Genomic DNA, 24,491 nt, shown 5'->3' with positions numbered 1-24,491 from the left:
ATAACGTGGATTATAGTGTATCATTTAAGTGTTACTCTTTAAAAGTTTTTTAGTCAAATCATGTATTAGAAAGATTGCTAAATAACCTTTTGTAAATCCTTTTATTTAAATGTATAATTATATAGAAAATAAAAAATATAGGAGCTATGTTTATGGAGAAAGTATTTCCTAATTATAAACATTATCTAAAAAATTGGAGATTTATATTTATTTGTATATTACCTACTATCGCCTTTTTATTTGCTTTTGATGTCATCTTTGAATTAATATTTCATCAAGATTTCTATTTATCTAACTTAATTTTTGCTATTATTTTATTTTTAATATTTATGAGCATCAAAGATATGTTTAAAATTAAAAGTTAAAGATCCGGATAAAGTGGGATAAAAAAAAGAGCACCCTGCAATCAGATGCTCTCATGTGATAGAGGTTTTTCTGAGTATTAAGTAGGACACGAAGGTCTTGTCCCACTATCTAATATATGCTTGTACTTATTTTTTGTGCATGTACGAAGTATCACTATAAATTCTCCTCATAAATTCCTTGTACAATTAACATATTTATACATAAAAAAACATCCCCCGTGGATGTTTTTTTATGTACCGATTTTTAAGCTTCCATAAACTTAGCCGGTACACCAATTTTTTCAACTACAGAAGATATATTAGTAGGATTAATCATTACATTTTCAATACTAACTAATTTATTTTCTAATAGTCCATTCTCTGTTGTAATCAGTTCTTCAAACCGTTCTAAAGTCATCGAGAATTTATGTTCACTTCCGCCATTCATACTGACTTTTACATACTTCATCGTGCACCCGCCTTTCATAATAATCTATAATTCGGTAAAAAGGCGCTTACATCCTTTTTATTTACCCCTAGATTTTTCACTTTTACATTTGCCAATTCACGTTTATATTATTTTGAAGAAAACAGCCACCATTTTATGTTCAAGTTATAATCGCTAATAAGAATGATAGAGATAAAAATGCACAAAGTGGTATATATAAAACAGTATCCATTCTAGCAAATTGAGTATCTTTTTTTCGCTTAAAAATACCAAAATAATGAAACTCACCAATTACTCTTATGAGAAATACAATCATACACACCCAGGATGCCACTTGAACAATACTATTAGGAAATGCAAAATGAACAATATTAGTTTGTTGTAATAAAATTATTGCTGCCATACTTAATAATAACGCAATGATCAATGTCATTCCTGCACCTGGTGTAAACGCCTTTTCTCCATCTTTAGTCGGAATAACACTATTTGTCGCCCACTTACCTCCGAAAGCCCAGTAAACATGTAAAAAGCTAACTAAAAATAATATACTGACGGCAATATATATAATAATAAGCATTTTATCCTCCCATTATTTTATTGGAGTCCTCAGTTTTAGATTATGCTATAAATTTCTCATTAGCAATCTATATGTAATTACAAAAAAGCCTTTAATGATAAATCATTAAAGGCTTACTAATATTTCTTATGCATTATACCTATTTCTACGACGTTCCATCCTTGTTTGTCCTTGAGCAGTCTCTTCTTTATATTGAGGTATTTGCTCTGCCATTTCATATGTTGCAACTGCAGTTGGTTCTTCGTAATTATGCTCACGTATTTCTTCAGGCGTTTTTTGTTTCGATACTTTGCCACCAAACTTAAATAATTTTAACTTAAATTTCGGTAATCTTGGGATCGGAATCTGAAATGATTGCTTTTTACGTTTCTTTTTTTGTTGAAATAAAGTTATATTTTCTTTATAATCCTCTTCTTTACGGTGTAATAACATAGCAATTAATCCACCTAATATAAGTCCACCAACTAAAAGCATAAGATATTTGAAATTACTTGTCATTAAACTCGACATACGTTCAAGTATGACTAACGATTGCACTTCTTTAATATCCCATAGTAAAGCGGCCCATAATGCGAATAAACCGAAAGTAAGCCCATATGTACGAAAACGGAATAAACATGGGATTAAAGCGATACAAGCAGCGATTTTCGCATTCGCTATGATTGAACTTGTTGAAATATCTTGATGCCAAATAACTAACAATAGTGTAATAAATGGCGCATATGCTATCCAGCTACATATACGTGAATATATTTTTTTCGCAAAATAACTACCGAAACTGGTGAAAAATAAAAGGCCTCCAATATATAAAGATTGTTCTAGTGGGATTTGTTTCATAATTCCTGCAACTGGAAAGAGGCCGCTCAATAGCATGAATAGCACATCTAATTTCTTCACAATTCCTCATTCCTTTCCAAGTTCTTTTGAATTCATTCATATTGCTTTTCCACATGGTGTAGTTTTTTATTTCTAAAAAACATCTTAATCCTGTATGGAAATAAAGTAAATATATAAAAGAGAAGATACATGACAAAAGATATCCTTATTTACATGAAAAAATGACAAATCCTGATCGATATAATGAGCAGGATTTGTTTATTATTATTTACAGTAGAATAATTGAATCTTTCTTTTCTATTTTTATAATATCTACATCCAATTCATCATCAAACTCTTTAAACTCTCTTGCATCTATATCAGTCATATAGCTCTTTATTACTTTCGCCATATGCATAGAATATGGCATGTGTATATTCTTTTCCAAAAGCATACTTGAATTACAGCACATGTAATGTACCATTTTGGCAATATAGTTCCTTTCAACAGCTTTTACACCTAGAGGTAATATTTCAAGTATATATCGATGCAATGTTTCACTATCATTACACAGATACTCACCAGTGCTATAATACATTCCCTTTTGATCTATATATAAACTCGTACTATCTAGTACGTCATCACATTCTATCACACCGTATTTGGGTACATCAAAAGATGTATTTATTCTTACAGCATTTAAGTTTGGAACCTTTAGCACATCTGGAACAATGTCAGGGAAAGTATCTATATCAATTTTTTCATTTTGTAACTCTTTTATCCAATGTTTTCTTACATTCGCATCTATAATGAAGTATACTTGCTCATTTTGCTCTTTTGCAGGTTGTAAAATTTCCGCTAATGTTTCAGAAACAAATTGTTTAAATTGAATGCCCATATCATTTCTTTTTGAAGGCTGCGGCAAAAAGATGTTATGTTTGTCTACATTTAATAATAAACGATCAATCGTTTGCCACTCTATATTCCCATATAATTTATATGAAATTTCTTTTCCTTTTATTTTTGAAAAAATGGGTAAGAAATCAAATTTCGAGATTCGTTCAATTGATAAATTAACATATGTACAAGGTAAATTTATCTTATTCCAACTACGTTTTAAAAATCCTTTTTGTTCTAATAAACTCAAAATACCATTTATAATCGTTTTACGAGACACACTTTGGCCTATAAATAAATTAATAAATGCTGAAATACGGTTTGTTCGTGCAAATCCTTCTCTAACAATTTGCTTTGGATCAATTTTTTCACGTCCATCACAATTTTTCATTGCAATTAACGCCAATGTCGCATCATTGCGCTTACCTGCAGTAGCATAAACCGCTTTCATAACATCCTCTACTAAATTCGTTTTATACTTCTGGCAATATTGCATCTTATATGGATTTTGCAATACTTTTTCAATATTACATCTTACTATTTTTAACAATACTGGAGAATCTGCATGTAATACATATGACGACTCACTGATTTGAGCTAACACCATTTTACTTTCAAATAATGCTTGTTCTACTTCCAGCGATATTTTTTCAGACCATATTTCTAGCGTTATAGCCTCTAATCCTTTTGGTGCAATTAAAGGGAATAATTCTTTCCTATTATCTGTTTCCATCTTTTTGCATTCTGGTAGTAATGTGAAATAAGTGAATTTTTGCTGAAAACCTTTAAATAAATACTCTCTCTCCTCTACTTTTATACCAGGTTTTATTTTAGTACCTTGAACTTTATATATTCTTTCATTGTATGGAAGCAACACCCTAAGATTTTCTCCCAGCATATAATCTTTCGGATATTGAAGAATATGATCTAATTCAACTTCTCCACCTATACGAAAATCATCTTTTAAATTTCTAAATATCTTAATCCATTTGATGCCGTTTGTAGCCTGCTGAACTTTTAGTTTTACAAATCGTAATTTCTTATTATTCAATGCAAATTCTGGAGTAGAAATTAATATCATGCCCCGTTTTCGTCTTAATAGCAAAGGAATGTCTGGATGGTTATATTCTTGATAAAATCTCCGAATTCCTATTGAAACATTTAATAATGGAATGTTCTCTCCTCCGCGCGTTATATATTCGAACCGAAATACATAGGCGAAATAGTCTTGTGTTTTTTCATCTTTAATAGGCTCTGACATCGCCTCACAAATATTTTGTGATCTAAGAGGAGAAAAATATATATATTCTTCATTTATATTTTCTAATTGTACAGGACGTTCACAAAAAATATGTGAAATTAAAGCGGGCACCCATTTAGAATATACTTCCTTATCATGTAGTACTGTTAAATTAGAAATTAAATCGTAATGCCATTCATATTTTGGCGATTCTATTAATTTATTAGGTTTCCAATCATGAATAATCTCATACCAACTTTGGAAAATATAATCGAGTTGTTCTTTTCTAATAGGCTCTTTACACACAATCCACGGTGTATTTTCATTCAATACATATGGATTATGTTGAATAAATAATATATCAGAAAACATATCATATAATCTTTCATTCAATCGTTTCAACTTACTCGTTAATAAAAATGTCTTATAATGTATCTCTACAATATCGAGCCAATCAATAGGAAAATATATAAATGATACACTTTCGTTTAAAAGAGGTTCTACTATATTTTCAAATGTTAACAACTTTAATTTTTCCATAAAATGATTACTTCCTTTCTTCATTTTTCTTGATCACAAAAAAACTAAAGTATTATCACATAATTTAATTATTTAAAAGAATAGCAAATATCGCTTATCCGACTTATATATTAATGACATGACTCTGATAAAAGTTAAAAGAAATTTTCATACATATCCCTCCTTTTATATAACAAATATAATATATTAAGATTATACAATATTAGTCACGTATTGTATTTGGGATTTACAATAATTTTACAAAAGATTATAAAAGAGGTTGTCTCATAAGTCTCTTTCGAAGTAAAATCACATGAAATTGAAAAGGAAGAAACGTTATTAAATCAACGTTTCTTCCTTTCACTTTCTATTCGGTTTTGGCTAAAAAGCACCTTTTAGGACAGCCTCTTTTCACTATCCTATTACCTTTTTCGCTTCTTTATTCACTGACCACTGCTCTAATGTATAAGTCATTTCCCAAAATGAATATTCATATTGACTGCTAATAATAAAATGCTGTTTCATTCCTTTGCGGTCAGACTCTGTCACTTGTATTGTCAGATTCATTTATTAATGATGTAATAAATGGTGACGCAGAAAGTCGTGCAAAATGGGGAAGTTATGCTTTAACTCAAGTTGGTTTAGGACTTATTGGTGATAAAGGCATAAGCAAAGTCACTACACTCGCAAAGGGTGCGAGTGTAGCAAAATTCTCAGAAGGTATTTCGCATTTTACGAATAAATTGCAAATGGGAGATCGCTTTGCATATGCTAGCGTTAGTGAGTTTAGAGATATTCCAAAAACTTCTTTTAATTCTTTAGAAGATGCACGTAATACATTTATGTTTGCTGACCCTGGTAATTTAAATACACCTAGATTCCAAGAATATCTTAGCCAAGTAGAAGAAATAACAAACAGAAAAATCCCTGAAAATCAAAGAGAATTGCTTCAGGAAGCTTTAGAAAAGAATGCTTATGAACGATTAAGCAAAGAAGAAGTAGATCAAAGAAGGGCTGAGTTCAATACTATAAAAAATAAACTGATAGCTGAATGGGAAAAAGAAACAGGCCAAACATGGCCTACATATACGGAGAAAGTTATTTCTAGAAGAGGTAAAGTATCACGGAGAATTGATAAGCCATTTGATGCACATCATTTTATTGAAAATGCACATGGCGGAGAACATGAATGGTGGAATATGCACCCAGCTAAATACCCTGATGAACATCAAGGTGGTATACACGCTAAGGACAGTATCTCAAGAGAAATTTTTAAAAAGTAATTAACGGAGGTAACGAAAGCTATGTTTGATTTTTTGAAAAAGTATGTTGTAGCTAATGAAAGTGTAAAATCTGACCAAACACCTATTTTCTATCCTTTAAAAAGTGAGGAAATAGAAGAGGCAGAAGAGTTGTTAAAAATGAAATTCCCTAAAGAATTAAAAGATTTTTACAAGGAAATTGGTTATGGTTTTTTAGAAGCATCAGATAGGTTCTTTTTTAATAGATTTATGGACCCATTTTCGGTTTCTGATTTTCGTTTAAGGGAAGATATTTATGAATACAACCCCAATATAGATGGTGTTGATGATGAAGAATCGCTGGTTTTCTTTGAAGCAACAGAATTAAATTTTTTAACAATTAAATTCAAAGAAGAAAATGAATTAGGCCAATGTCCTATTTACTCGAGCTCTACAAAAATAGCGGATTCTTTAGAGGAATTTATAAATAAAATGGTTGAAAATCCTGATTATTATATTTAATCTTTTTAAACAAAGAGAGAGTCTGCTCAATATAAGCAGACTCTCTTCCTACTTCACATGTACATAGGCTTCATTAGTTGTTACATAGTATGTTTTGCCTCTACTATTTTTCACCTTATATTGTGGTGAACCATTTGCACTTACCTTCGCATCAATCGTAAATCCTACACCTGCATCTACAAAACCAGCAACATCCTTATCCTGCCCAGATGGAGCATCATAGAAACGTAGATTGTTAACCTTTGAAACAACACGCTTCCCTACAATGGAAGAAATCACTGTGCTTTTCTTACTGAATTTCACATAAGATGGATCATTTTTAATCCATTGTTCTCCACCAAGATTTAACCAGCCATCTTTTTCAGTCCATACAATATAAGCTTCTGGATTGTTTAACTGGCGAATCATAGAATAGCTTGTACCTGATCCTTTACGTAAGTTAACGTTGTAACCTTCAATATAGGCGATACCGTCTGCTTCTCTAATATAGCACCAAATTCATTAGTAGCTTCTGTTACTTCCTTAATTTGTTTTAATGTTTCAAATGTATCAACATTAATATTAATCTCTAACTTGTTATTAACCATTCTTCATCCTCCTCCGAAATAACTCTAATTTAGTATTGAAATTCTCTAAAACTAGACGTATTATATTTTTGTGTTTTTCCCCGTTCCCGAGCCGAGAATACACCATCACTTGTGAAAGGACCCGAACTCCAGCGGGTTCTTTTTTATTCCTCTTCTTGAAAATCTATTTATTTAAATGTAAAATTATAAATAAGTTCTAAAACATTTTGAATCGAGGTGAAAATCATGAGAAACTTTAGTTCATTATTGATCTCTACTATCTGTTCAACCATCCTTTTAATTTGGAATTCCCTTTCTTTCTATACTGGATTCACAACAGGACATACATACTATTGGGTTAACGGTATCATAGCCTTGGTTTTCCTTCTATTCTTTATCTTAAACATGCGAGATATTATCAAGAAAAACTACAGAACATCATAAGAATAGGGGTTGATACACATGCCCATCAACTTAAGAATTTTCACTACCCCCAAGTGACAAAAAACGTTATTCTTTCTAAAAAGCTAGCTAGAAAGGGTGACATTTTTTATGAATCTTTCGATTCAAGATGAATTACAACTATTTTCTGAAGAACTGTATCGTCATTTAACCCCTTCTCTTTTGGAAGAACTCGCAAAAGAATTAGGTTTTGTAAAAAGAAAACGAAAGTTTTCTGGAAATGAATTAGCTACCATATGTATTTGGGTAAGTCAACGTACAGCGAGTGACTCGCTTGTTCGACTATGCAGTCAATTACATGCGGCCACAGGCACTCTTATGAGTCCAGAAGGACTCAATAAACGCTTTGATAAAAAAGCGGTTGAATTTTTGAAATATATTTTTTCGGCATTATGGAAAAGTAAAATCTGTGAAACATCGGCCATTTCAAGCGCGGCGCTCATGTATTTTCAACGAATTCGTATTTTAGATGCGACGATTTTCCAAGTACCAAAACATTTAGCCCATGTATATCCTGGATCAGGTGGTTGTGCACAAACAGCGGGTATCAAGATTCAATTAGAATATGACTTACATAGCGGACAGTTTCTAAACTTTCAGATAGGTCCAGGAAAAAATAATGATAAGACCTTTGGAACAGAATGCTTAGACACATTACGTCCAAGCGATTTATGTATCCGTGATTTAGGTTATTTTTCATTAGAAGACTTAGATCAAATGGATCAACGAGGTGCTTATTATATATCCAGATTAAAATTAAACCATACCGTGTATGTAAAAAATCCGTTTCCAGAATACTTTCGAAACGGAACCGTAAAAAAGCAATCACAGTATATCCAAGTTGATTTAGAACATATTATGAACAATTTAAAACCCGGTCAAACATACGAAATAAAAGAAGCTTACATTGGAAAGAATCAAAAACTATTCACACGTGTAATTATCTATCGTTTAACAGACAAACAGATACAGGAACGTAGAAAAAAACAAAGTTACACTGAAAGTAAAAAGGGTATTACATTTTCAGAAAAGAGTAAACGATTAACGGGTATCAACATATATGTCTCAAATACGCCTGAAGGAGTTGTTCCGATGGAACAAATACATGACTTTTACTCCCTTCGCTGGCAAATAGAAATTATTTTTAAAACGTGGAAATCCTTATTTCAAATTCATCATTGGCAAACTATCAAAAAAGAGCGATTAGAATGTCATGTGTATGGAAGACTTATTGCCATCTTTATCTGTTCTTCTACGATGTTTAAGATGCGTAAACTTCTTTTGCAAAAGAACAAAAGAGAATTAAGTGAATATAAAGCCATTGGGATGATTCAAGATCATGTATCGCTGTTATATCAAGCGATACAGAGAAACACCCAAAATCTAACAAAGATTTTAATCCGTTTGTTCGACCTCCTACAGAAGAATGGACGGAAATCTCATCGATATGAGAAGAAAACTATCTTTGATATTATGGGTGTTGTCTATGAGTATAATGGGTTTGGAAAACAAAAGAAAGCTGCATAATTTTTAAAATGAAACTCGTTAGAGTTTATTTGGTGTGTGTACTTTTCAATACCAAAAGTACATTACGTGTTTTTTAGTTTGTTTGAACGAAAGTTCATTTTGTTTTCGTTCTTAAGTTGATGGGCATGGGGTTGATACATATGTGGAAAAAAATCAACAATTACAAATACCATTTAAAAGATTTAAAATTTATGATTTGGCTGTTCCCCATCATCGGGCTAATATATGCTTGTGACTTCTTCTATGGGCTAATGTTCCATCAAAAATTTCATTGGACTAAATTAGTATTGGTAGCAATTATGCTTATAGGATTTTTAGATATAAAAAAGAAAATTAGAAACAATGATTATAGAACAGATTGAACTAACAAACGATTTTGAATTAATTTTCGGGTCTTACTTCATAAATCATTATCAGGGGAATCTGCAGATTTGTAGGTTCTTTTTGCAAAATAAAAAGCATCCACTACGTGAACACTTATTATTATTATGATTCAGTTGTTTAAAATCAGATTGATATGTAGGTGAAACGAATGGAAAATAACGAACAAGAACCAAAATACGATTTGAGCAAAATATACACATACGAAGAACATCCTGATAAAATCAGCGGTCGCTGTGATAATTGCGGCAATTCCGTATTCAAAAGTTCCATTAAAAATTTCATCTTCTTAAGAGAATGCCGTCATTGTGGCATGAAGAAAATCATCTAACCCTGGATAGGGCTTTTTTCTTTATAAAATAAAAACCAGTCGTTAGGCTACTTAAAGGTTTTCTTATCACCAAATAAAATGATATATATATTCTCCCGTTATACTTTCATCAACTCCTGCAACTCTAGCAAATCTCATTATGTCCGCCCCCTGAATAAAATACATCGTTAGCATGACTGGCACCCGTGACCACATAAAACGATAAAGCTCATTTACTCTTTGTCTAGTCGTAACAATTAAATCATTTGCAGGTCCATTAATCCATACAGTTGTCCTAACTGAAGTAAACGGAAGATCTATCCCATTAACAACTATTCTTGCCATACTTTGCGTTATATCCACATCTATCCCCTCATTCCAAGAATCAAATCTGTTTCCCCTATTTACATAAGTATTCTTAGCTATAAGAAATGTTTAAAGTGAGTTTTTATTTTATTTATATGAACTCCCACAAAATCACCTCAAAAGAATCTTATTTATGTAAACTGTCAACTAAGGAAATGCATTGGTATCAATGGTTTTCATAACTTACGATATTTAGGTCATATTCATAATTTTATATATTGGCTTAAAACCGCCATTTTCACCACCTAATCACCGTTATTTTCTACATAAACTTCACCTTAGTAACTATATATATTTTTGTTCTTTTTTTGTTACGAAATTGCGTTTTGTTTGTATATACCCATGTAAGCACTGAATAAAGAGAGGAGTTTTTATATGAACACTAAATTCGAGATTAATATTTCACCAGAGTTTATTATCTCTATCGTTCAATTATTAAATTTTTTACCTTAGCAGGAATCATTTGATTCTTGCTTTTCTTTTTTCGTTTGTTTTGCGAAATGCAACACGTTTGCGCTTATCTTTCTTTAACAACAAACAAGACGCCACCCAGATCACGGTAGCGCCTACAATAATTGCTATTGGTTTAATCATTACCAAGTATATCTGGTCCCTTCTTTAACATGTACGAGAAACCCGAAATGAATACGACACTAAATATAATAATAGAAGACCACATATTAAAATGATATAATTTACCTGCAGCTAAATTATATATGTTATGAACCAAGAAATTAGCACCTATGATAATCCCACCTAAAAATGCACTAATTAATATGCTCATTAAATAAAATTTAAGCTTTTGAAACATTTTCCCTCTACCCCTTTTCTAAAATAAACTTTATTTGAGTTTCTTTAGAAAATTATACCATTTATTTTTCAGGTATTATTAAATCCATAGTTAAATTAAGGTTATTTTAAGGATGTGTTTTCTATCCAAATGTCCATTTTATTCAATAAAAAGAGAGCACCTGCGCCAGTAGGTGCTCTCTTAATGTGATAAGGAGTTTCTTATGAGTATTGAAACGAGATAGATACAAGCGAGTGAACTTGTACTACACTTCAATATATGCTTGTCCTCATCAAAAGGTGCAATAAAAAAAGCACCCTCGCCCAGGCGCCAAAAGATAGATCATATACATTGAGGTAACTAACACGTTAGAAAAGACCTTTCCATTTCTTGTAACTCTTCTATCACGAAAGGCCGTATTTCCTTTTCATTTACATGCCTAGAAGGTTGATTCATACGATATGGTTCCCCTCCGTTCGATCCACTTACTTATAAAAGGATTATTTTGTTTAAAACTGACTTAAACATTAGTTAATAAATGTAATTATCTTGTTAAAAACTTAATAATATTAACATCTCATACAGTTAGATATTACGTTACAATATAAGTAAATTCGTTTATAGACGAATACCCTATGACTTGCTGGGAGAAATCCTGGCTTTTTTTAACGCTTGAATAAAACTGTCAACAACGATTCAAATTTCCCCAATTTCAACGAAATGAAATTCCCCATTATGAACGGCTAAATCGTTGTTTGGGCAGGATAAATTCCTGCTTTTTTCTTTTCTCGCAAACGGTAGGAGTCACCCTTGATGTTAAATGTAATCGCATGATGTAAGAGGCGATCCAAGATAGCCGTTGCCAATACATCGTCACCAAAAACTTTTCCCCATTCAAGGTACGATTTATTAGATGTTAAAATCATTGCTCCTTGTTCGTATCGCTTTGAAACAACCTGGAAGAAAACATTGGCGGTTAGTTCATCAAAAGGAAAATAACCTACTTCATCTACAATTAACACGTCTGGACGACTCCAACGATTTACGAGTCGCTGGAGTGTCCCTTTATCATTGGCCTTGCGGCACTGAGCCACTAAGTCGTCGGCCGACAAAAATAGGGCTGTATATCCTTGGGTAATCGCTTCAATCGCAAAGGAGACGGCTAAATGAGTTTTTCCTACACCCGGAGGACCCAGTAATATGCGATTTTCCCCATTGGCAATAAAGCGACATGTTAAGGTTTCCTTGACCCTTTTCTCGCTCAGACTTGGTTGAAATGTAAAGTCAAAATCATGAATCGTTTTGGTGTAAGGCAGCTTTGCCCGTTTCATTCGCTTTTCTAGTTGATCAGAATCTTGTTGCTCCGTTTCATGCAAAACGATAGTGTGAAGAAACTCAGAATATGATACATTATCCTTAGAAGCGTCTTCTAGTAAACTATCAAGTTGGTTGGCTGTATGATGCCAGCCGAGCTTCTTTAAACGCTCCAATAAGAGTTCGTTCATCATACAGACTCACCTTCTTCCAGTGCTGCGTAAGCAGCGAGAGGGCGTTTTTCCACATTTGGAGATGGGGTATGAGAGTGAAGACCGTCGGTCGCCAAATCTTCAACGTTCTTCGCTTTCTGCCCTTTTTCTTTTGTATGTAGCCCATCATAGTGTTCCATTCGGATATGAGTAGTTGCTTTTCCTGTAAGAACCGGATGTTTTGCGATACATTCACGTTCATCGTAAATCTCTAAATGATGATCGAGTGTTTCTTTAATCTTAACCATTTGTCCAGCGTAACGGTAAGGAACTGAATACCTTTTTCCGCGGTACGACACCACACAGTCCCGACTGACTTCTCTGGTTTCCCAATGTGAAGTGGGAAACAGAGGCTTCACTCCCCATATCTGCAGGAACTTCTGTTCCTGCTCAAATCGTTGAAATGGTGACTCATTAGTAGTCTGATTGGTTTTCTTGTTAGCTATCTGATCCAACCATGTACGTACGGCTTCATTTAATGCATGTAAAGTTGGTTCGTGTTTTCGCTGAAAGAAGTTATCTTTCAAATACTTAATGGTTCTTTCTACTTTCCCCTTTGTTTGCGGACGTTTAGGACGACAGGCTTTTGGCACAATCCCATAGTAGGCTAAGAAATCCTCAAACTTGCGATTGAAACGAATCTCTACAGGACTATGCTTGATTACAACGGTTTTCATATTATCATAGAGAATTTGTTCTGGTACCCCATTAAAGTAAGAAAAAGCATTCATATGACACTTCATGAGGGTTTCGAGATTCATGTTGGTTGTAAACTCTACGTACTTCATTCGGGAATAACCTAATATCATCACAAATGCATAAATGTCTTGCAGATTGCCATTCACTAAGTATTTTCCCACGTACGCCCAATCCATTTGGGCTTGTTTCCCTGGTGGTGTTTCAAACCGTAAGGTTGCCTGTTTCTTTGGCTGTTGACGAAGAGGACGAACAAAGTCTCTTAAAATTGTCATCTTCCCCTCGTAACCCATCGTTTGAATTTCCTCTAACAGTACGACACAGTTGGTTGTTCCTTCTTTGACTCGTTGAAGGATGTAGGACTTATAGGGTTCGAGCTTACTCTCTTTCTGCTGCTCGCTTGCCTTACGTTCCGGCAACTGATTGCTTTTTAGATATTTGCTGATCGTTTTACGATCGAAGCCTGTTGCTTCTGCAATGGCTGTTTTCGTCCACCCTTTCTGAAATAACTCTCTAATCATAAAAAACTCCCCAATCTTCAGCACCGTTTCTTCACTCCATCTTTGATGTTTGTTTCGAAACGATTATCTGTTATTTTTGGGGAATTTAAAACCGTTGTTATTGGGTATTTTACAATCGTTGATTACAAAAACCAAATATTCCGTCAATACTATAGATGACATGGGTATCTTTCTCCATTACCTGAGCAGTTAGCTTTTGCTAGCTGCTCTTTTATTTGTAACCCTGTTAGACAAGTTTTCATATAATGTATTCATTCTTTTCTTATAAATTAAGTTCGTCACTTGAATTATAAAAATGGGATTATATCCCATAACTTTTTCTACTATCATTCATAATTTATATTTGAAAAAGTTGCTCTGTTTTACTGAAAGGTGGTTGCGAAAACAATCGCTTTTTTATTTATGACAAAATGAAATTTTTATCACAAGTTTAAAATTATGTATTGAAAATGAATCTATTAAATACTTGACTTCATTCCCGACACATTATTTATAAATTGTATACAGTTCCATATGGAATCATTGAAAAAGGCATTTCAGATGGTATAGTGTGATACATTGGGTAATAATACTCCATAGATGAATAGTACGGTTGTGTACCTTGTTGCATTTGTTGTTGTAATTGTAATGCTTGTTGAGCAGCTTGAATTGTACTTTGTATTCCACTAAACGTGATACCCACCGTACCATACGGCCGTATTCTGGCTCGAGTATCAAAATGTGAATAAAACATTATTATTCAACTCACTTCCATATAAGTTATTACAAAATATGTTATGATTTTTAATTTCAATGAGTGTTAAAAACTAACCCACTAACTTTTATTCAAATAGCGTTTTTATTCAATTTTATAAAGTAGATTTTATGCTTTCGTACAAGCACTCCTCCTTTTCAGTAAATAAAATATAAAGATATTAAGAAAAAGGAGAGTATGATAAGTATGGCTGATTACTTTTACAACCATGGTGAAAAATGTTATAAAAAGAAATCTAATTCCAACCAACAAAAAGCTAACTGTACTATTGCAACACACACGATATCCGGTACTGGAGTTAATTTAAATGGAAATATACTACTAGATATTTTCGTTCCCCCTAACTCAACAATTACAGCTTTTGAAGATTTAACCAATAATCATAATAAAACATTACTTCAATTTTTCGTTATTGGTGGTCTCCCTCCTGTTACAGTAACAATTGTGACAAGAAAATCTTCTAGACCAATTACTGTTACTCTAGAGGCACTTGATACTAGAATATTTCAAGTAGAAGATTTTGAAAGTCTTATTTTCACAAATGCAACTAACGAAAATGGTGGTGTTAGTATATTCGTTGAAAAAACATTCTGTATTTGCTGTAATAGCGCAAACAACTCTTGCGATAAATATTACAGCTAAATAAGGATGTAGTGATTATCTTGTGACATTTACTAAGGGGCACCTATACAAGGTGCTCTTTTTTTGTATATTTTTCCGATTAATTTAACGATTTTGTTCTAAATTTACACCTATCTAAAAGCTATATATACAATACCTTGAGTATTCTTTTTTAATATTAGTTTTGATTAGGTCGCATTTCTCCAAAGGCGACCTTTAATTTTCAAATAAGGGTTTTGTAAAAACTATAAAAATTATCAACACTAAACAAAAATCACATATATTATTATGGATTGTTGTTCATAGTAATAGACGGAGCACTCTGGTCAGGTGCTCTTTTTTTACTTACTAACCAAATAAAAATTTTATTCAAACTTGCACACACACTAAAAACATACATAAAATTTAATTGCCGATACTTTTTCAATATTAATCTTGTTCAAAGAGCGCCTTCCGGGGCGTTCTTTTTCTGTTTAAATAAGGATTGAGCATATTTAGTTAAAGTACTCATATAATCTTATAGGTGTTGTTAGTGTCATGAGGTGCTCTGGTCAAGCACTCCTATTTTTTTATGCAAAATAACGCTTTGGTTTAAATTATTTCTACAGAATCTATATAAGTCGGAAACTCCTTCATAATAAAGGGTTTCTGCTGTTACACATCCATCTTTATGAAGAGTACCTGGATACACATTTCCTCTTGAAAAAACTAACCTTAAATGCTCCCAGTCCTCCCAATAAATATCCTTCTTAGCTTTAAAAGTGATTTTTTTATCCATATCCATTTTCCTTCACGTTCCCACTTCTTCTTGAGTTTTCCAACATAGGCAAAGCTACGCTCATACATAATGCTTATTTCCTTATCTGGAATTTCCTTTTGATTCATACGATACGCTTCCCCTCCGTTCGATCTACTCTATTGAACTTTTACTTCATTTCCATTTTACATTCTTCAAGAAAATCAATATCCTCTTGAACCTGTTCTTTTGTTGAAAGTAATTCATCGCATTGCCCTCTGTGTTAAATACATAAATTTGTCTTTCCTTGTACTCCATCCCTAACATCCCATCATCACCTAAAAGCTTTACGTTATCTTCCATTTTCAAAACCTCGCTTTCTATTCATAGGGTTATTTTGTTTGAATTCTCATAAAACACTTTTTAAATTCCTCAACATTGGAAATAGCTATGTAATAAAAAAGATTAAAAGTTAGGAGTGCTATAAATGTCTGATATAATTAAACTCTGTATTGTAATAGCCGTTGCCTTATTTTTAATGTTTTCCATAATATCAGAGTTTAAAAAACCTCAAAAAGATATGTTTTGGTTCTCGATTGACGTAATGTTTCTTCTTGTAGCTTTTTTACTAATAAAAGACTATATCGTCAAACATGTAACGTAATTACCTGAATAAAACTCAATATTCCGTTCGTACTATTACCGATCTACCTTTTCTCAAGTAGCTTCCAACAAGTTTTTTTGAGCAGTTAGCTTTGGGTAGCTGCTCTTTTTTGATCCCTAATCAATTTTCGTGAGACAAGAAGAATAGAAGAAGTATATCTTGTCATATGCTTTTATAAAAAAAGATAAAGGGAGTGACAGTATTGGGTAACAGAAACAATCAATTTGTTTTTCATATAATAAAAGGTTCATCAATTAAGAAATTTTTAATTATTGACTTAATTACTGGAACCGGAATTTATTGGACAGTAAATTCTATTTCCTCAAGTGCTTTGATTGCAATTATTAGTTGTATTCTAGGAACTAAAAAAATAAAGAAAATGCAGCAACCTTAAAGTTACAAATTGAAATATACCCAAACAAAATGATTATCTCATTAAGTTTTCAACAAATATCTCTTCAAATTTTATAACTCAAGTGAACCACTAGACGCATACACCATATACTAATTTAAATACTTTCTAGAAAAGAAGTTGAAAATTATGCCATCTTTTGTTGGAAATATGGTCATACAAAATAGTAACGGTTTTTTCAACTTAGGTGATTTCTATAATGTTTCTCCAAAGGAAAATACACAAGCTTATAATGGTTCAGGTGCATCAAATGTTGCTTTTGTTCTCAATACATTTAACTGCGTTAGTGCAACAAATACATTCGATTCGGATGTTGCAGACCAAAGCCAAGTTGGAACAGCCTAAATATATTCATTTCCTTCTCCCCACCTGAATAAAACCCAATATTCCGTCAATACTATAGACACCCCATTTCAAACCACATTCCATGGTTACAGCAGTTAGCATTTGCAAGCTGCTTTTTTTATGTTTCACGCGAATAAATCCCTAAATTTCACCAATACTATATAGGACTTAAAAAAATCAGCTTTAAATTCTTCCCACTCTAGCTCTCTTGATCGAGGGTCGAGCAGTTAGCTTTTGCTGTCTGCTCTTTTATTGAATAAATTTCTAAAACATGTTAATAATATAGGTACACCAAGGTTGAATACGAATGACCATTGTGTTCTTCTTATTCACCAGAGCAGTTAGCTTTTGCTAGCTGCCTTTTTTGAGTTTGTCTGTCCGAATAAAATTCTAAATTATGTCCAATACTATAAATGGGCTGATACAGCTTGAATTGACAGTGACCTCTGTAATGTTCTTTTCCTCTTTCTCTGAGGACGGAGCAGTTAACGATTGTTAACTGCTTTTTTGTATTAAGTTAATTATAAATTTCAGGTCTTATTTCTCTTCTACGCCATATACTTTTAACCTAACTATCCAGCTCAAAGTGTTACCTCCTATCTTAAAGAGCACTGATGCATGGTGCTCTTTTTTATTTTGTTCCCTTTCATTTCTGAATAACATTTTTAACCCTGTTCATACTATTTTTGTAACTTAAAGTTACAAACTATTTCTGTAAGCGGAGCGTTTCTTTTGTACAACAAGCAGTTAGTTTTATTAACTAGCTGCTTCGTTGTGCTAAAGAAAGATTTTTTAAACTGCACACTTTGTAAGAACATACATAAAATATAATGCGGTATTCTTTTTCAATATTAGTCTTGATCATGAAGCGCCCTAAAAGGCGCTCTTTATATTTGAAATAAATAACCCTTTTGTTCAAACAGACTCACGATTCATATAAACCAAACATATATATACATAGACAAGACATAGCTTTTTATTAAACATGCACAATTTTTGTGCATGTTTTTGTTTAATACAATAACTATACCAACCTAAATATGGTAAAATTTAAATAAGGTAGGTGAATATAATGAGTGGATTTGTAGTTTGCACACTTGTTGGTCTAATCATTGTAATAATGGGTTATCTGATTCATATTAAAAAACAATTATTTCTTATTGCTGGATACCAAGATGCTACTTTTATTGGTGATAAAAATAAACTAGCTAAATTATTCGGCATATTTGCTTACATAGTAGGAATTGCTACTTTTTTACTACCTTTCGGACTTGAATTTTTTGGTGGCATAAGTGGCAAAATCTATGCAACCTGTGTTGTTGCAGGTACATTTTTTGTTTTGGTTAGAAAACAAATGATTAATAAACCTTTTTAAAAAGAGTCTTAATATAGCTCTTTTTTTATAGATAAAACTAATTCAAATAACTATTTTGTTAAATTTCTCAATTCACAAAGTGCTAACTTTATAAAATGAATTCATATACATTTATTGAATACATATGACGTTCATATAGAACCAACTAGTTTAGGAGCTGATCAGTATGACAAGTAAACCACTGGTAATAACGCTACCTCCTATATCAAAAACCAAAATCACTTTTTATTCTTCTTCTGGTGAAGTAATAAACCACACTTTTTTTACAAACGAGACTTCAGAACCTATAGCAACGTTTGCATATTGTCCTATAGACTTTGAAAGATTTGAAACTAAACGAATGCCAGTCCTTATAAAATAATTTTTCATTCTCATTTACGAATAATCTTTTTTTCATTACACATACTACATCTGAGCGCTCTCTCCCTGGGCTTCGCTCTTTCAAAACGGAAGGCACTCCTCCGTGCAGTGTATGAACATAGCGGGCAATCCAGTCAGTTGCCTGCTATGTTTGTTTATAGGTGTAAAGATTCTTGTAAAAACTAACGCTTTCATTTCAAAATTATATTGTTTTAAACTATCTATTCTACTTCTCTTCTCTTGTTCATATGCCAAGTTCTCTATTCATACACTAAACATAATTGACATAACTGAATGGAGGATAACTATGTCTTTTGCAAATATGATTAAATACGGACGCGTTCCCCTCTTTAATTCCAACTTCCCTTTAATTTTATTTTGGAGTCAAAAAAGTGGCTGTACTTCTCTTGCACATTGGTTTTTTTATCAAATAAATTTATTTAAACAAGCCATAAAATACGATTCTTTCATCCATAATTATGAAAATGAAATATATAAAAACTCCTCGGACTACTTTATTGAATTAGCTGCAGCTTTATATTCAAAAGAAAAAGATACCTATAAGTTAGTAAGAAACCCGTATACAAGAGCTGTAAGTTCATTCTTCTCATTAATCGCTCCCCCTTACATAGAAAACCCAGCATGGAATCCTATTCGGAATTTTTATTATGGTTATGAATTTTGTAATAAACCTATTTCATTTAAAATCTTTCTCTACTACTTAAAAGCACAAATGATGGATTTAGAACAAGTAGATCCACATTTAATGCAGCAGTATGAACCAGGTGAGGAGGAGTTTGTTACAAAGTATATCTACCTTGAAAATTTCTCTACTGAAATTATTCGCCTCGAACAAATATATCAACTAAAAACTTCCCCTTTACATATACTAACCAAATCATGGCATCATCAGAAGGACAGGGCGATTTTTAAAGGGAATTTTGCAGATGCTGATATTACTGATCCTTTATTCCCACGGCTCCCAACATACGATAGTTTTTATGATCATGAAACTATCCAATTAGTACAAGATGTTTTTAATAAGGATTTCAGCACATACAAATACCCATTAACTCCTTTAAAAAATAACTGATTTTCTAATTGCAGTTTCATATATTATAGAGAAACTTAAATTGACCTATTTAAGTTTCCTCATAAAACTCTCGTCGTAAGTTGGGACACTGGAAGCCGTGTCTTTTTTAATAAAATTCAAATCAATATTCATATATTACAATAGCATCAGAAGTACCATTAAAACAATTAGAGCAACTACCACAGCCGCCACAACTAAAACAACCAAAACAACCGAAGCAACCAAAACAACGGAATCCACCACAACGAAATCCACCGCAACGACCGCCACATCCGCCACAGCGACCAGCAGCATCTTCAATATAGTAATATGGATATTGGTTTTGCTGGTCCCAGTACACAACATTTCCAGACTGGTAATCATTAAGGCTTAACGCTTGTAGTTCTTGTTGAAACTGATTCATTTTCATGACCTCCGTTTATTAACTTTAAACCTTTCGACGCTTTCCTATATTTCTGTTTGTTAAATCTTAGTAGAAATAGCGCTATAAGCTAAGTTCAATACGTACACCTACAAAATATGACCTATCACTAGATGATGCACCTTGTTCATGTACCTATTTTTAGGTTATTTTTCCACGGGCTCATTTTTATAAAGTGAAACTTTAATCAGTGGGGGTTTTCTTCATCCCCCACTGATTATTAGTTGAACCAATCGGAATTTTATGGGCAGCCCGCCCCCCCACCTAAATTCTTTTCTTTCGCTGAATTTTGTTTTGAGGCGGGGGTCTTACTGCCCATTAAAGCGGGATAAATTGAAAAAAGACGCACTTAGATTGATGCGCCTTTTTGTGATACTTCTTTTGTTAAATTATATACATAAGTATTATTCATACCTGTGAATAGCAATACCTCTTCTCTTTATCCTATTACGTTTTTCTCTTCTGTACTTATCGGCCACTTTTCTAATGTATAAGCCATTTCCCAAAATGAATATTCATATTGGCTGCTAATAATAAAATGTTGTTTCATTCGATTTCGGTCTGCCTCTGTTACTTTTTCAGCTATTGCATCTAATCGTGTAATTTGTTCTTCAACCAACGTTCGGAACCAATCAGATCCATAAGCAGAAATCCATTCGTTATAAATTGGCTCTTCTGGCTGACACTCTTTTAAACGCTCACCAATTTCATAATATAACCAATAGCAAGGTAAAATAGCTGCAATGATATCACCTAAATGCCCTTCATACGCAGCACGATACATATGTGAAGTATATGCGTATGCAGTTGGAGCAGGGATAAAAGTATCTTTTTCTTCTTGTGTTATCCCTAATTTCTTCGCAAAATTCTCATGTAAAGATAATTCCGCCTCATATGTATTTTGAGCATGGTGTGCCATACGAGCTGTCGTTTCTAATTCCAGTGCTTTTGCAGCTCCTAAAGTTTGTACTCTAGCAAAGTGACTTAAATAATATGAATCTTGAAGCACGTAATAGCGAAAACTAGCTAAATCTAACGTTCCTTCACCAAGTTTTTTTACAAAAGGATGATGAAAACTAGCTTCCCAAATTGAATCTACTTCTTTACGTAATGATTGTGAAAAAGTCATTTAAGTCCCTCCAATTATGTATAAAATTTAAGTATTTACCCACCATTATTAAATCTGTAAAACAAAAAAACTTTCTTTACAGGCGTAAAGAAAGTGAAATTGACAGTTTTTATTTATTAAATAGCAATGTCTTTCCCACTTCCCTACGCTGGCATTAACCAGATCAGGTACTAAGAGTCTCAAATTCCAATTTGATCTCAGCCTATAATAGGCCCCCCTAGTGGATAAAATATTTAATTTTCGTATTGTATTCATCATAACATACTTCATGTAACTGTCAAAAGTTATTCATGATACCACTACTTAAAATCCTTCGTCTTTTCTTACTCTTAATGAAGTTTCAATAATCATATCTAATAGTTTACTATATTCAATTCCCGCTGCAGCTGCACTTTTTGGTAGTAAACTCGCTTGCGTCATCCCTGGTAATGTATTAATCTCCATTACATATGGAATACCATCCTTCACCATCATATCCACCCTTGCATAAACGCTGCATTTTAATGCTTTATAGCAAGCCAGTGACGCTTTGTTTACACGTTCCTTAAGTTCAGCTGGAAGTTCAATAACTTCTTCAATTGTACTAGTATCATCATATTTCGCATTGTAATCAAAGAACTCCGCCGCATGTCGAATTGAAATAATAGGTAATTGTTTTCCATCAAAAATGGAACATGTAATCTCGTCACCTTTTATATATTTCTCTATTACTACTTCAGAATCCCATTCGAACACCGTTTCCAGCATTGAAATTAATTCATCTTTATCATAGACAATCTTTACCCCCACACTCGAGCCACCAGAGTTTGGTTTTACCACTAACGGAAATCCTAATTTATCTAATTCATCAACATTTAGATCCTCCATTTTTGTAAGTTCAATCCAATCTGGTGTTTCTATTCCTTCATAACGTAAAATCTTTTTCGAAATATTTTTGTCCATACATATACCGCTAGATAACATATTGCTTCCGCTATAAGGAATACCTAAACTTTCAAGCGTTCCTTGAACAGTTCCATCTTCTCCGTATTTTCCGTGTAATGCGAGCAATGCAAAATCAATGTCTTTCGCTTTTTCGATTAAATCCATTTTTTCATTTAATGTAATTGGTACAATTTCATATTTATTTTTATCTAAATTTGCAATCATTTCATTTCCAGTCATAATGGATACTTGTTTTTCAGAGGATACTCCTCCCATAATAACGCCAATTCTCATTTCCTCAACTCCAAATTTCGTTTTTTATTGTATCACCGATTATTTTGATTCCACGAACTATTTCTTCTTCTTTCAGGCGTGAAAATCCTAATCGAAAAGTGGTCGCTCCTTCTCCATCAGAATAAAACACATCTCCAGGAGAAAAAGTAACCCCTTGCTCATAACACTTTTGCAAAAGTGTGCGGGCATGAATTTTTTCTTCTAACTCTATAAATAAATGAAGTCCACCATCACCGGTCATTCTTTGAAACGGAATGTACTCGTTACACGCCCCAACAGCTAACTCATATTTTTTCTTATAAACAGACCTTGCCTTTTTTAAATATTTTTCAAAATATCCTTCATGTAAATATTGAAAAAGAACAGCTTGATCTAAAGTAGATGTGTGAATTGTTCTTGCTCTTTTTACACTTTCTAAATAATGAATCAGCTCTTTATCTGCAATGATCCATCCAACACGTAAACCAGGGAAAAGTACCTTCGAAAAGCTACTAATATAAATCACATTATTACCAGCACCAGCAAAAGTTAATAGTGGGGCTAAATGTGAACCTGAATAACGTAGTTCCTCATTAAATCCATCTTCTATAATAGGAACCTTATATTTTGAAAATAATCTCATCAGTTCCGTTCTTTTCTCTGAACTCGTAACAATACCGGTTGGATTATGATAGGAAGGAATTAAATACGCAAAATCAAACTCTTTTTCACGCAAGCTTTTTTCCACTTCGTTCGTATCAATACCATCTTCATTCATATTTATTCCATCCACTTCAAGACCATGTAGGCGGAAAAGTTTGAGTGCAGCATGATGAGTCGGATTCTCGCAAATAACCCGCCCTGATTTCTTTGATAACGAGGATAGAACAATGTCTAACCCTTCTGTAAATCCATTTGTAATTAAAATGTCTTTATTCGAAATATCTACACCTTTCATTTCCATATAATGAAGTAAATATTTCATTAACGGTCTATAGCCTTTTGCGTATCCGTAATTTAATACGACATCACCTTCAATGGACATACGCGTAAGAAAAGCTCTTTTGAAATTTTCCACATCAAATAGCTTTTCGTCCGGAGCGATACTGTTAAAAACAATCATTCCTTTTTCCCAGCGAACACCATGTTTCATTAAATCTAATTCATCCGCTAATAAAGTAACTGTATTAATTTTATTTTTCCAATCTATTTCAACAGACGAAGTGTTTGAAATATCAACCTTCGCAACAAAATTCCCTTTTCCTTTAACTGCATATATAAGTCCTTCTTGCTCTAAATCCGCATAAGCAGCTAGCACAGTATTTCTGCTCACACTTAATAATTCGCTAAGTTCCCTCGTCGAAGGAATTTTTTGATCCCCGAGCAAATGCCCTTTCATAATCATCTTTTTTAAATAATCTTTCAATTGAATATAAACGGGACGCTCTTTGACAACTTTAAAATCTTTAAACAATTCCTTACCCCCTGCAATCATTTTTGCATATTTATTTCATTCTCAAAAGGTCCACTACATATGTATTTTTTATAAAGGGCGGTACGGTCTTATAAAGTGGAACTTTAATCAATGGGATTGTTTATTAAGCTCACTGATTATTAGCCCTCACGAACCAGGCG

27 protein-coding genes, 3 pseudogenes and 1 riboswitch are annotated in these 24,491 nt (G+C 32.8%); of the genes and pseudogenes, 13 read left to right on the top strand and 17 right to left on the bottom strand.

Features of this window, described 5'->3' with window-relative positions; translation table 11 throughout:
• Positions 1-152: 152 nt before the first annotated feature.
• A complete protein-coding gene (locus tag EGX95_RS11375) occupies positions 153-365 on the top strand; it encodes a hypothetical protein (protein ID WP_000416564.1) in 213 nt (70 codons plus the stop codon).
• A 244-nt stretch (positions 366-609) separates the two neighbouring features.
• Here EGX95_RS11375 and EGX95_RS11370 read toward each other — a convergent pair whose 3' ends face one another.
• From EGX95_RS11370 to EGX95_RS11350, 5 genes and pseudogenes are all read right to left on the bottom strand, one after another.
• Positions 610-813 carry a hypothetical protein gene (locus EGX95_RS11370; protein ID WP_000878375.1) on the bottom strand — a complete coding sequence of 68 codons (204 nt, stop codon included), beginning with the start codon at positions 811-813 and terminating at the stop codon, positions 610-612.
• Positions 814-952: 139 nt separating this feature from the next.
• Positions 953-1,369, bottom strand: a complete 417-nt coding sequence (locus EGX95_RS11365; RefSeq protein WP_000905442.1) for a DUF3995 domain-containing protein — start codon at positions 1,367-1,369, stop codon at positions 953-955.
• Positions 1,370-1,495: 126 nt separating this feature from the next.
• Positions 1,496-2,266, bottom strand: coding sequence for a DUF3959 family protein (locus EGX95_RS11360; RefSeq protein ID WP_000732167.1), 771 nt, complete (start codon positions 2,264-2,266; stop codon positions 1,496-1,498).
• A gap of 208 nt (positions 2,267-2,474) precedes the next feature.
• Positions 2,475-4,862: an RNaseH domain-containing protein gene (locus EGX95_RS11355; protein ID WP_000413146.1), complete on the bottom strand. Its 2,388-nt coding sequence runs from the start codon at positions 4,860-4,862 to the stop codon at positions 2,475-2,477.
• Between the two features lie 393 nt (positions 4,863-5,255).
• A pseudogene (locus EGX95_RS11350) lies at positions 5,256-5,393 on the bottom strand (TenA family transcriptional regulator); the annotation flags it as partial.
• Between EGX95_RS11350 and EGX95_RS11345 the strand changes: the two are divergent.
• A pseudogene (locus EGX95_RS11345) lies at positions 5,381-6,124 on the top strand (hypothetical protein); the annotation flags it as partial. The pseudogenes EGX95_RS11350 and EGX95_RS11345 overlap by 13 nt on opposite strands.
• 21 nt (positions 6,125-6,145) lie before the next feature.
• Positions 6,146-6,604, top strand: coding sequence for an SMI1/KNR4 family protein (locus tag EGX95_RS11340; RefSeq protein ID WP_000459260.1), 459 nt, complete (start codon positions 6,146-6,148; stop codon positions 6,602-6,604).
• 48 nt (positions 6,605-6,652) lie between these two features.
• On the opposite strand, the pseudogene EGX95_RS11335 reads toward EGX95_RS11340, so the two are convergent.
• Positions 6,653-7,078 (bottom strand): annotated as a pseudogene (locus tag EGX95_RS11335) (N-acetylmuramoyl-L-alanine amidase); the annotation flags it as partial.
• Entirely contained in the window at positions 7,009-7,191 is a 183-nt protein-coding gene (locus EGX95_RS11330; protein ID WP_002080549.1) for a hypothetical protein, read from the bottom strand. The gene EGX95_RS11330 and the pseudogene EGX95_RS11335, both read right to left, overlap by 70 nt.
• A gap of 225 nt (positions 7,192-7,416) precedes the next feature.
• Between EGX95_RS11330 and EGX95_RS30755 the strand changes: the two genes are divergently transcribed.
• The 4 genes from EGX95_RS30755 to EGX95_RS30745 all read left to right on the top strand — a co-directional run bounded on the left by EGX95_RS30755 (position 7,417) and on the right by EGX95_RS30745 (position 9,871).
• Positions 7,417-7,614, top strand: a complete 198-nt coding sequence (locus EGX95_RS30755) for a hypothetical protein (RefSeq protein WP_080001936.1) — start codon at positions 7,417-7,419, stop codon at positions 7,612-7,614.
• Positions 7,615-7,722: 108 nt separating this feature from the next.
• Positions 7,723-9,159, top strand: coding sequence for an IS4 family transposase (locus tag EGX95_RS11320; RefSeq protein ID WP_061184285.1), 1,437 nt, complete (start codon positions 7,723-7,725; stop codon positions 9,157-9,159).
• 140 nt (positions 9,160-9,299) lie between these two features.
• Complete coding sequence (locus EGX95_RS30750; RefSeq protein WP_000265601.1) at positions 9,300-9,521, top strand: hypothetical protein; 222 nt, start codon at positions 9,300-9,302, stop codon at positions 9,519-9,521.
• A gap of 170 nt (positions 9,522-9,691) precedes the next feature.
• Positions 9,692-9,871, top strand: a complete 180-nt coding sequence (locus tag EGX95_RS30745) for a DUF8096 family protein (protein ID WP_012580603.1) — start codon at positions 9,692-9,694, stop codon at positions 9,869-9,871.
• 66 nt (positions 9,872-9,937) lie between these two features.
• On the opposite strand, the gene EGX95_RS11305 is transcribed toward EGX95_RS30745, so the two are convergent.
• The 5 genes from EGX95_RS11305 to EGX95_RS11280 all read right to left on the bottom strand — a co-directional run bounded on the left by EGX95_RS11305 (position 9,938) and on the right by EGX95_RS11280 (position 14,482).
• Positions 9,938-10,195 carry a hypothetical protein gene (locus EGX95_RS11305; RefSeq protein WP_095211490.1) on the bottom strand — a complete coding sequence of 86 codons (258 nt, stop codon included), beginning with the start codon at positions 10,193-10,195 and terminating at the stop codon, positions 9,938-9,940.
• Positions 10,196-10,802: 607 nt separating this feature from the next.
• Positions 10,803-11,027 (bottom strand): hypothetical protein, encoded by a 225-nt coding sequence (locus tag EGX95_RS11300; protein ID WP_000486796.1) that lies wholly within the window; start codon positions 11,025-11,027, stop codon positions 10,803-10,805.
• A 722-nt stretch (positions 11,028-11,749) separates the two neighbouring features.
• The gene (gene istB / locus EGX95_RS11290) at positions 11,750-12,514 is read right to left on the bottom strand and encodes an IS21-like element helper ATPase IstB (protein WP_000980839.1); all 765 of its coding nucleotides are present in this window, start codon (positions 12,512-12,514) and stop codon (positions 11,750-11,752) included.
• Positions 12,511-13,773 (bottom strand): IS21 family transposase, encoded by a 1,263-nt coding sequence (gene istA, locus EGX95_RS11285; protein ID WP_002073783.1) that lies wholly within the window; start codon positions 13,771-13,773, stop codon positions 12,511-12,513. Before istA ends, istB begins: the two co-directional genes overlap by 4 nt.
• 466 nt (positions 13,774-14,239) lie before the next feature.
• A complete protein-coding gene (locus EGX95_RS11280; RefSeq protein ID WP_000500017.1) occupies positions 14,240-14,482 on the bottom strand; it encodes a DUF3947 family protein in 243 nt (80 codons plus the stop codon).
• Between the two features lie 207 nt (positions 14,483-14,689).
• On the opposite strand from EGX95_RS11280, the gene EGX95_RS11275 reads away from it, so the two are divergent.
• Positions 14,690-15,145 (top strand): hypothetical protein, encoded by a 456-nt coding sequence (locus tag EGX95_RS11275; protein WP_000796400.1) that lies wholly within the window; start codon positions 14,690-14,692, stop codon positions 15,143-15,145.
• A gap of 693 nt (positions 15,146-15,838) precedes the next feature.
• On the opposite strand, the gene EGX95_RS30385 is transcribed toward EGX95_RS11275, so the two are convergent.
• On the bottom strand, positions 15,839-16,009 hold the full coding sequence (locus EGX95_RS30385) for a hypothetical protein (RefSeq protein WP_001072109.1): 171 nt from the start codon (positions 16,007-16,009) through the stop codon (positions 15,839-15,841).
• Between the two features lie 717 nt (positions 16,010-16,726).
• Here EGX95_RS30385 and EGX95_RS11265 point away from each other — a divergent pair.
• From EGX95_RS11265 to EGX95_RS11245, 5 genes are all read left to right on the top strand, one after another.
• The gene (locus EGX95_RS11265; RefSeq protein WP_000528279.1) at positions 16,727-16,918 is read left to right on the top strand and encodes a hypothetical protein; all 192 of its coding nucleotides are present in this window, start codon (positions 16,727-16,729) and stop codon (positions 16,916-16,918) included.
• A gap of 147 nt (positions 16,919-17,065) precedes the next feature.
• Positions 17,066-17,281 (top strand): spore germination protein, encoded by a 216-nt coding sequence (locus EGX95_RS11260; protein WP_001138996.1) that lies wholly within the window; start codon positions 17,066-17,068, stop codon positions 17,279-17,281.
• 1,072 nt (positions 17,282-18,353) lie between these two features.
• The gene (locus EGX95_RS11255) at positions 18,354-18,656 is read left to right on the top strand and encodes a DUF3784 domain-containing protein (RefSeq protein ID WP_000012885.1); all 303 of its coding nucleotides are present in this window, start codon (positions 18,354-18,356) and stop codon (positions 18,654-18,656) included.
• Between the two features lie 166 nt (positions 18,657-18,822).
• Positions 18,823-19,017 carry a hypothetical protein gene (locus EGX95_RS11250; RefSeq protein WP_000202163.1) on the top strand — a complete coding sequence of 65 codons (195 nt, stop codon included), beginning with the start codon at positions 18,823-18,825 and terminating at the stop codon, positions 19,015-19,017.
• 306 nt (positions 19,018-19,323) lie between these two features.
• Entirely contained in the window at positions 19,324-20,109 is a 786-nt protein-coding gene (locus EGX95_RS11245; protein ID WP_000006505.1) for a sulfotransferase family 2 domain-containing protein, read from the top strand.
• A 121-nt stretch (positions 20,110-20,230) separates the two neighbouring features.
• On the opposite strand, the gene EGX95_RS11240 is transcribed toward EGX95_RS11245, so the two are convergent.
• From EGX95_RS11240 to EGX95_RS11225, 4 genes are all read right to left on the bottom strand, one after another.
• The gene (locus EGX95_RS11240; protein ID WP_123805511.1) at positions 20,231-20,512 is read right to left on the bottom strand and encodes a heterocycloanthracin/sonorensin family bacteriocin; all 282 of its coding nucleotides are present in this window, start codon (positions 20,510-20,512) and stop codon (positions 20,231-20,233) included.
• A gap of 457 nt (positions 20,513-20,969) precedes the next feature.
• On the bottom strand, positions 20,970-21,659 hold the full coding sequence (tenA, locus tag EGX95_RS11235) for a thiaminase II (RefSeq protein WP_000144500.1): 690 nt from the start codon (positions 21,657-21,659) through the stop codon (positions 20,970-20,972).
• A 123-nt stretch (positions 21,660-21,782) separates the two neighbouring features.
• Positions 21,783-21,888: riboswitch (TPP riboswitch) on the bottom strand.
• 74 nt (positions 21,889-21,962) lie between these two features.
• A complete protein-coding gene (gene ddlB / locus EGX95_RS11230; protein WP_001219730.1) occupies positions 21,963-22,877 on the bottom strand; it encodes a D-alanine--D-alanine ligase in 915 nt (304 codons plus the stop codon).
• 4 nt (positions 22,878-22,881) lie between these two features.
• Entirely contained in the window at positions 22,882-24,330 is a 1,449-nt protein-coding gene (locus tag EGX95_RS11225) for a MocR-like pyridoxine biosynthesis transcription factor PdxR (protein WP_000471643.1), read from the bottom strand.
• Between the last annotated feature and the right edge of the window lie 161 nt (positions 24,331-24,491).

The organism is Bacillus sp. FDAARGOS_527, from assembly GCF_003812125.1.
GTDB lineage: Bacteria > Bacillota > Bacilli > Bacillales > Bacillaceae_G > Bacillus_A > Bacillus_A paranthracis.
This window is presented reverse-complemented; position numbering and strand designations above follow the sequence as displayed.

Excerpts from the sequence above, each read along its gene's own strand:
- EGX95_RS11375 (WP_000416564.1), top strand. The coding sequence starts at position 153 with ATGGAGAAAGTATTTCCTAATTATAAACATTATCTAAAAAATTGGAGA.
- EGX95_RS11370 (WP_000878375.1), bottom strand. The coding sequence starts at position 813 with ATGAAGTATGTAAAAGTCAGTATGAATGGCGGAAGTGAACATAAATTC.
- EGX95_RS11365 (WP_000905442.1), bottom strand. The coding sequence starts at position 1,369 with ATGCTTATTATTATATATATTGCCGTCAGTATATTATTTTTAGTTAGC.
- EGX95_RS11355 (WP_000413146.1), bottom strand. The coding sequence starts at position 4,862 with ATGGAAAAATTAAAGTTGTTAACATTTGAAAATATAGTAGAACCTCTT.
- EGX95_RS11340 (WP_000459260.1), top strand. The coding sequence starts at position 6,146 with ATGTTTGATTTTTTGAAAAAGTATGTTGTAGCTAATGAAAGTGTAAAA.
- EGX95_RS11330 (WP_002080549.1), bottom strand. The coding sequence starts at position 7,191 with ATGGTTAATAACAAGTTAGAGATTAATATTAATGTTGATACATTTGAA.
- EGX95_RS30755 (WP_080001936.1), top strand. The coding sequence starts at position 7,417 with ATGAGAAACTTTAGTTCATTATTGATCTCTACTATCTGTTCAACCATC.
- EGX95_RS11320 (WP_061184285.1), top strand. The coding sequence starts at position 7,723 with ATGAATCTTTCGATTCAAGATGAATTACAACTATTTTCTGAAGAACTG.
- EGX95_RS30750 (WP_000265601.1), top strand. The coding sequence starts at position 9,300 with ATGTGGAAAAAAATCAACAATTACAAATACCATTTAAAAGATTTAAAA.
- EGX95_RS30745 (WP_012580603.1), top strand. The coding sequence starts at position 9,692 with ATGGAAAATAACGAACAAGAACCAAAATACGATTTGAGCAAAATATAC.
- EGX95_RS11305 (WP_095211490.1), bottom strand. The coding sequence starts at position 10,195 with ATGGCAAGAATAGTTGTTAATGGGATAGATCTTCCGTTTACTTCAGTT.
- EGX95_RS11300 (WP_000486796.1), bottom strand. The coding sequence starts at position 11,027 with ATGTTTCAAAAGCTTAAATTTTATTTAATGAGCATATTAATTAGTGCA.
- istB (WP_000980839.1), bottom strand. The coding sequence starts at position 12,514 with ATGATGAACGAACTCTTATTGGAGCGTTTAAAGAAGCTCGGCTGGCAT.
- EGX95_RS11280 (WP_000500017.1), bottom strand. The coding sequence starts at position 14,482 with ATGTTTTATTCACATTTTGATACTCGAGCCAGAATACGGCCGTATGGT.
- EGX95_RS11275 (WP_000796400.1), top strand. The coding sequence starts at position 14,690 with ATGGCTGATTACTTTTACAACCATGGTGAAAAATGTTATAAAAAGAAA.
- EGX95_RS30385 (WP_001072109.1), bottom strand. The coding sequence starts at position 16,009 with ATGAATCAAAAGGAAATTCCAGATAAGGAAATAAGCATTATGTATGAG.
- EGX95_RS11260 (WP_001138996.1), top strand. The coding sequence starts at position 17,066 with ATGCCATCTTTTGTTGGAAATATGGTCATACAAAATAGTAACGGTTTT.
- EGX95_RS11255 (WP_000012885.1), top strand. The coding sequence starts at position 18,354 with ATGAGTGGATTTGTAGTTTGCACACTTGTTGGTCTAATCATTGTAATA.
- EGX95_RS11250 (WP_000202163.1), top strand. The coding sequence starts at position 18,823 with ATGACAAGTAAACCACTGGTAATAACGCTACCTCCTATATCAAAAACC.
- EGX95_RS11245 (WP_000006505.1), top strand. The coding sequence starts at position 19,324 with ATGTCTTTTGCAAATATGATTAAATACGGACGCGTTCCCCTCTTTAAT.
- EGX95_RS11240 (WP_123805511.1), bottom strand. The coding sequence starts at position 20,512 with ATGAATCAGTTTCAACAAGAACTACAAGCGTTAAGCCTTAATGATTAC.
- tenA (WP_000144500.1), bottom strand. The coding sequence starts at position 21,659 with ATGACTTTTTCACAATCATTACGTAAAGAAGTAGATTCAATTTGGGAA.
- ddlB (WP_001219730.1), bottom strand. The coding sequence starts at position 22,877 with ATGAGAATTGGCGTTATTATGGGAGGAGTATCCTCTGAAAAACAAGTA.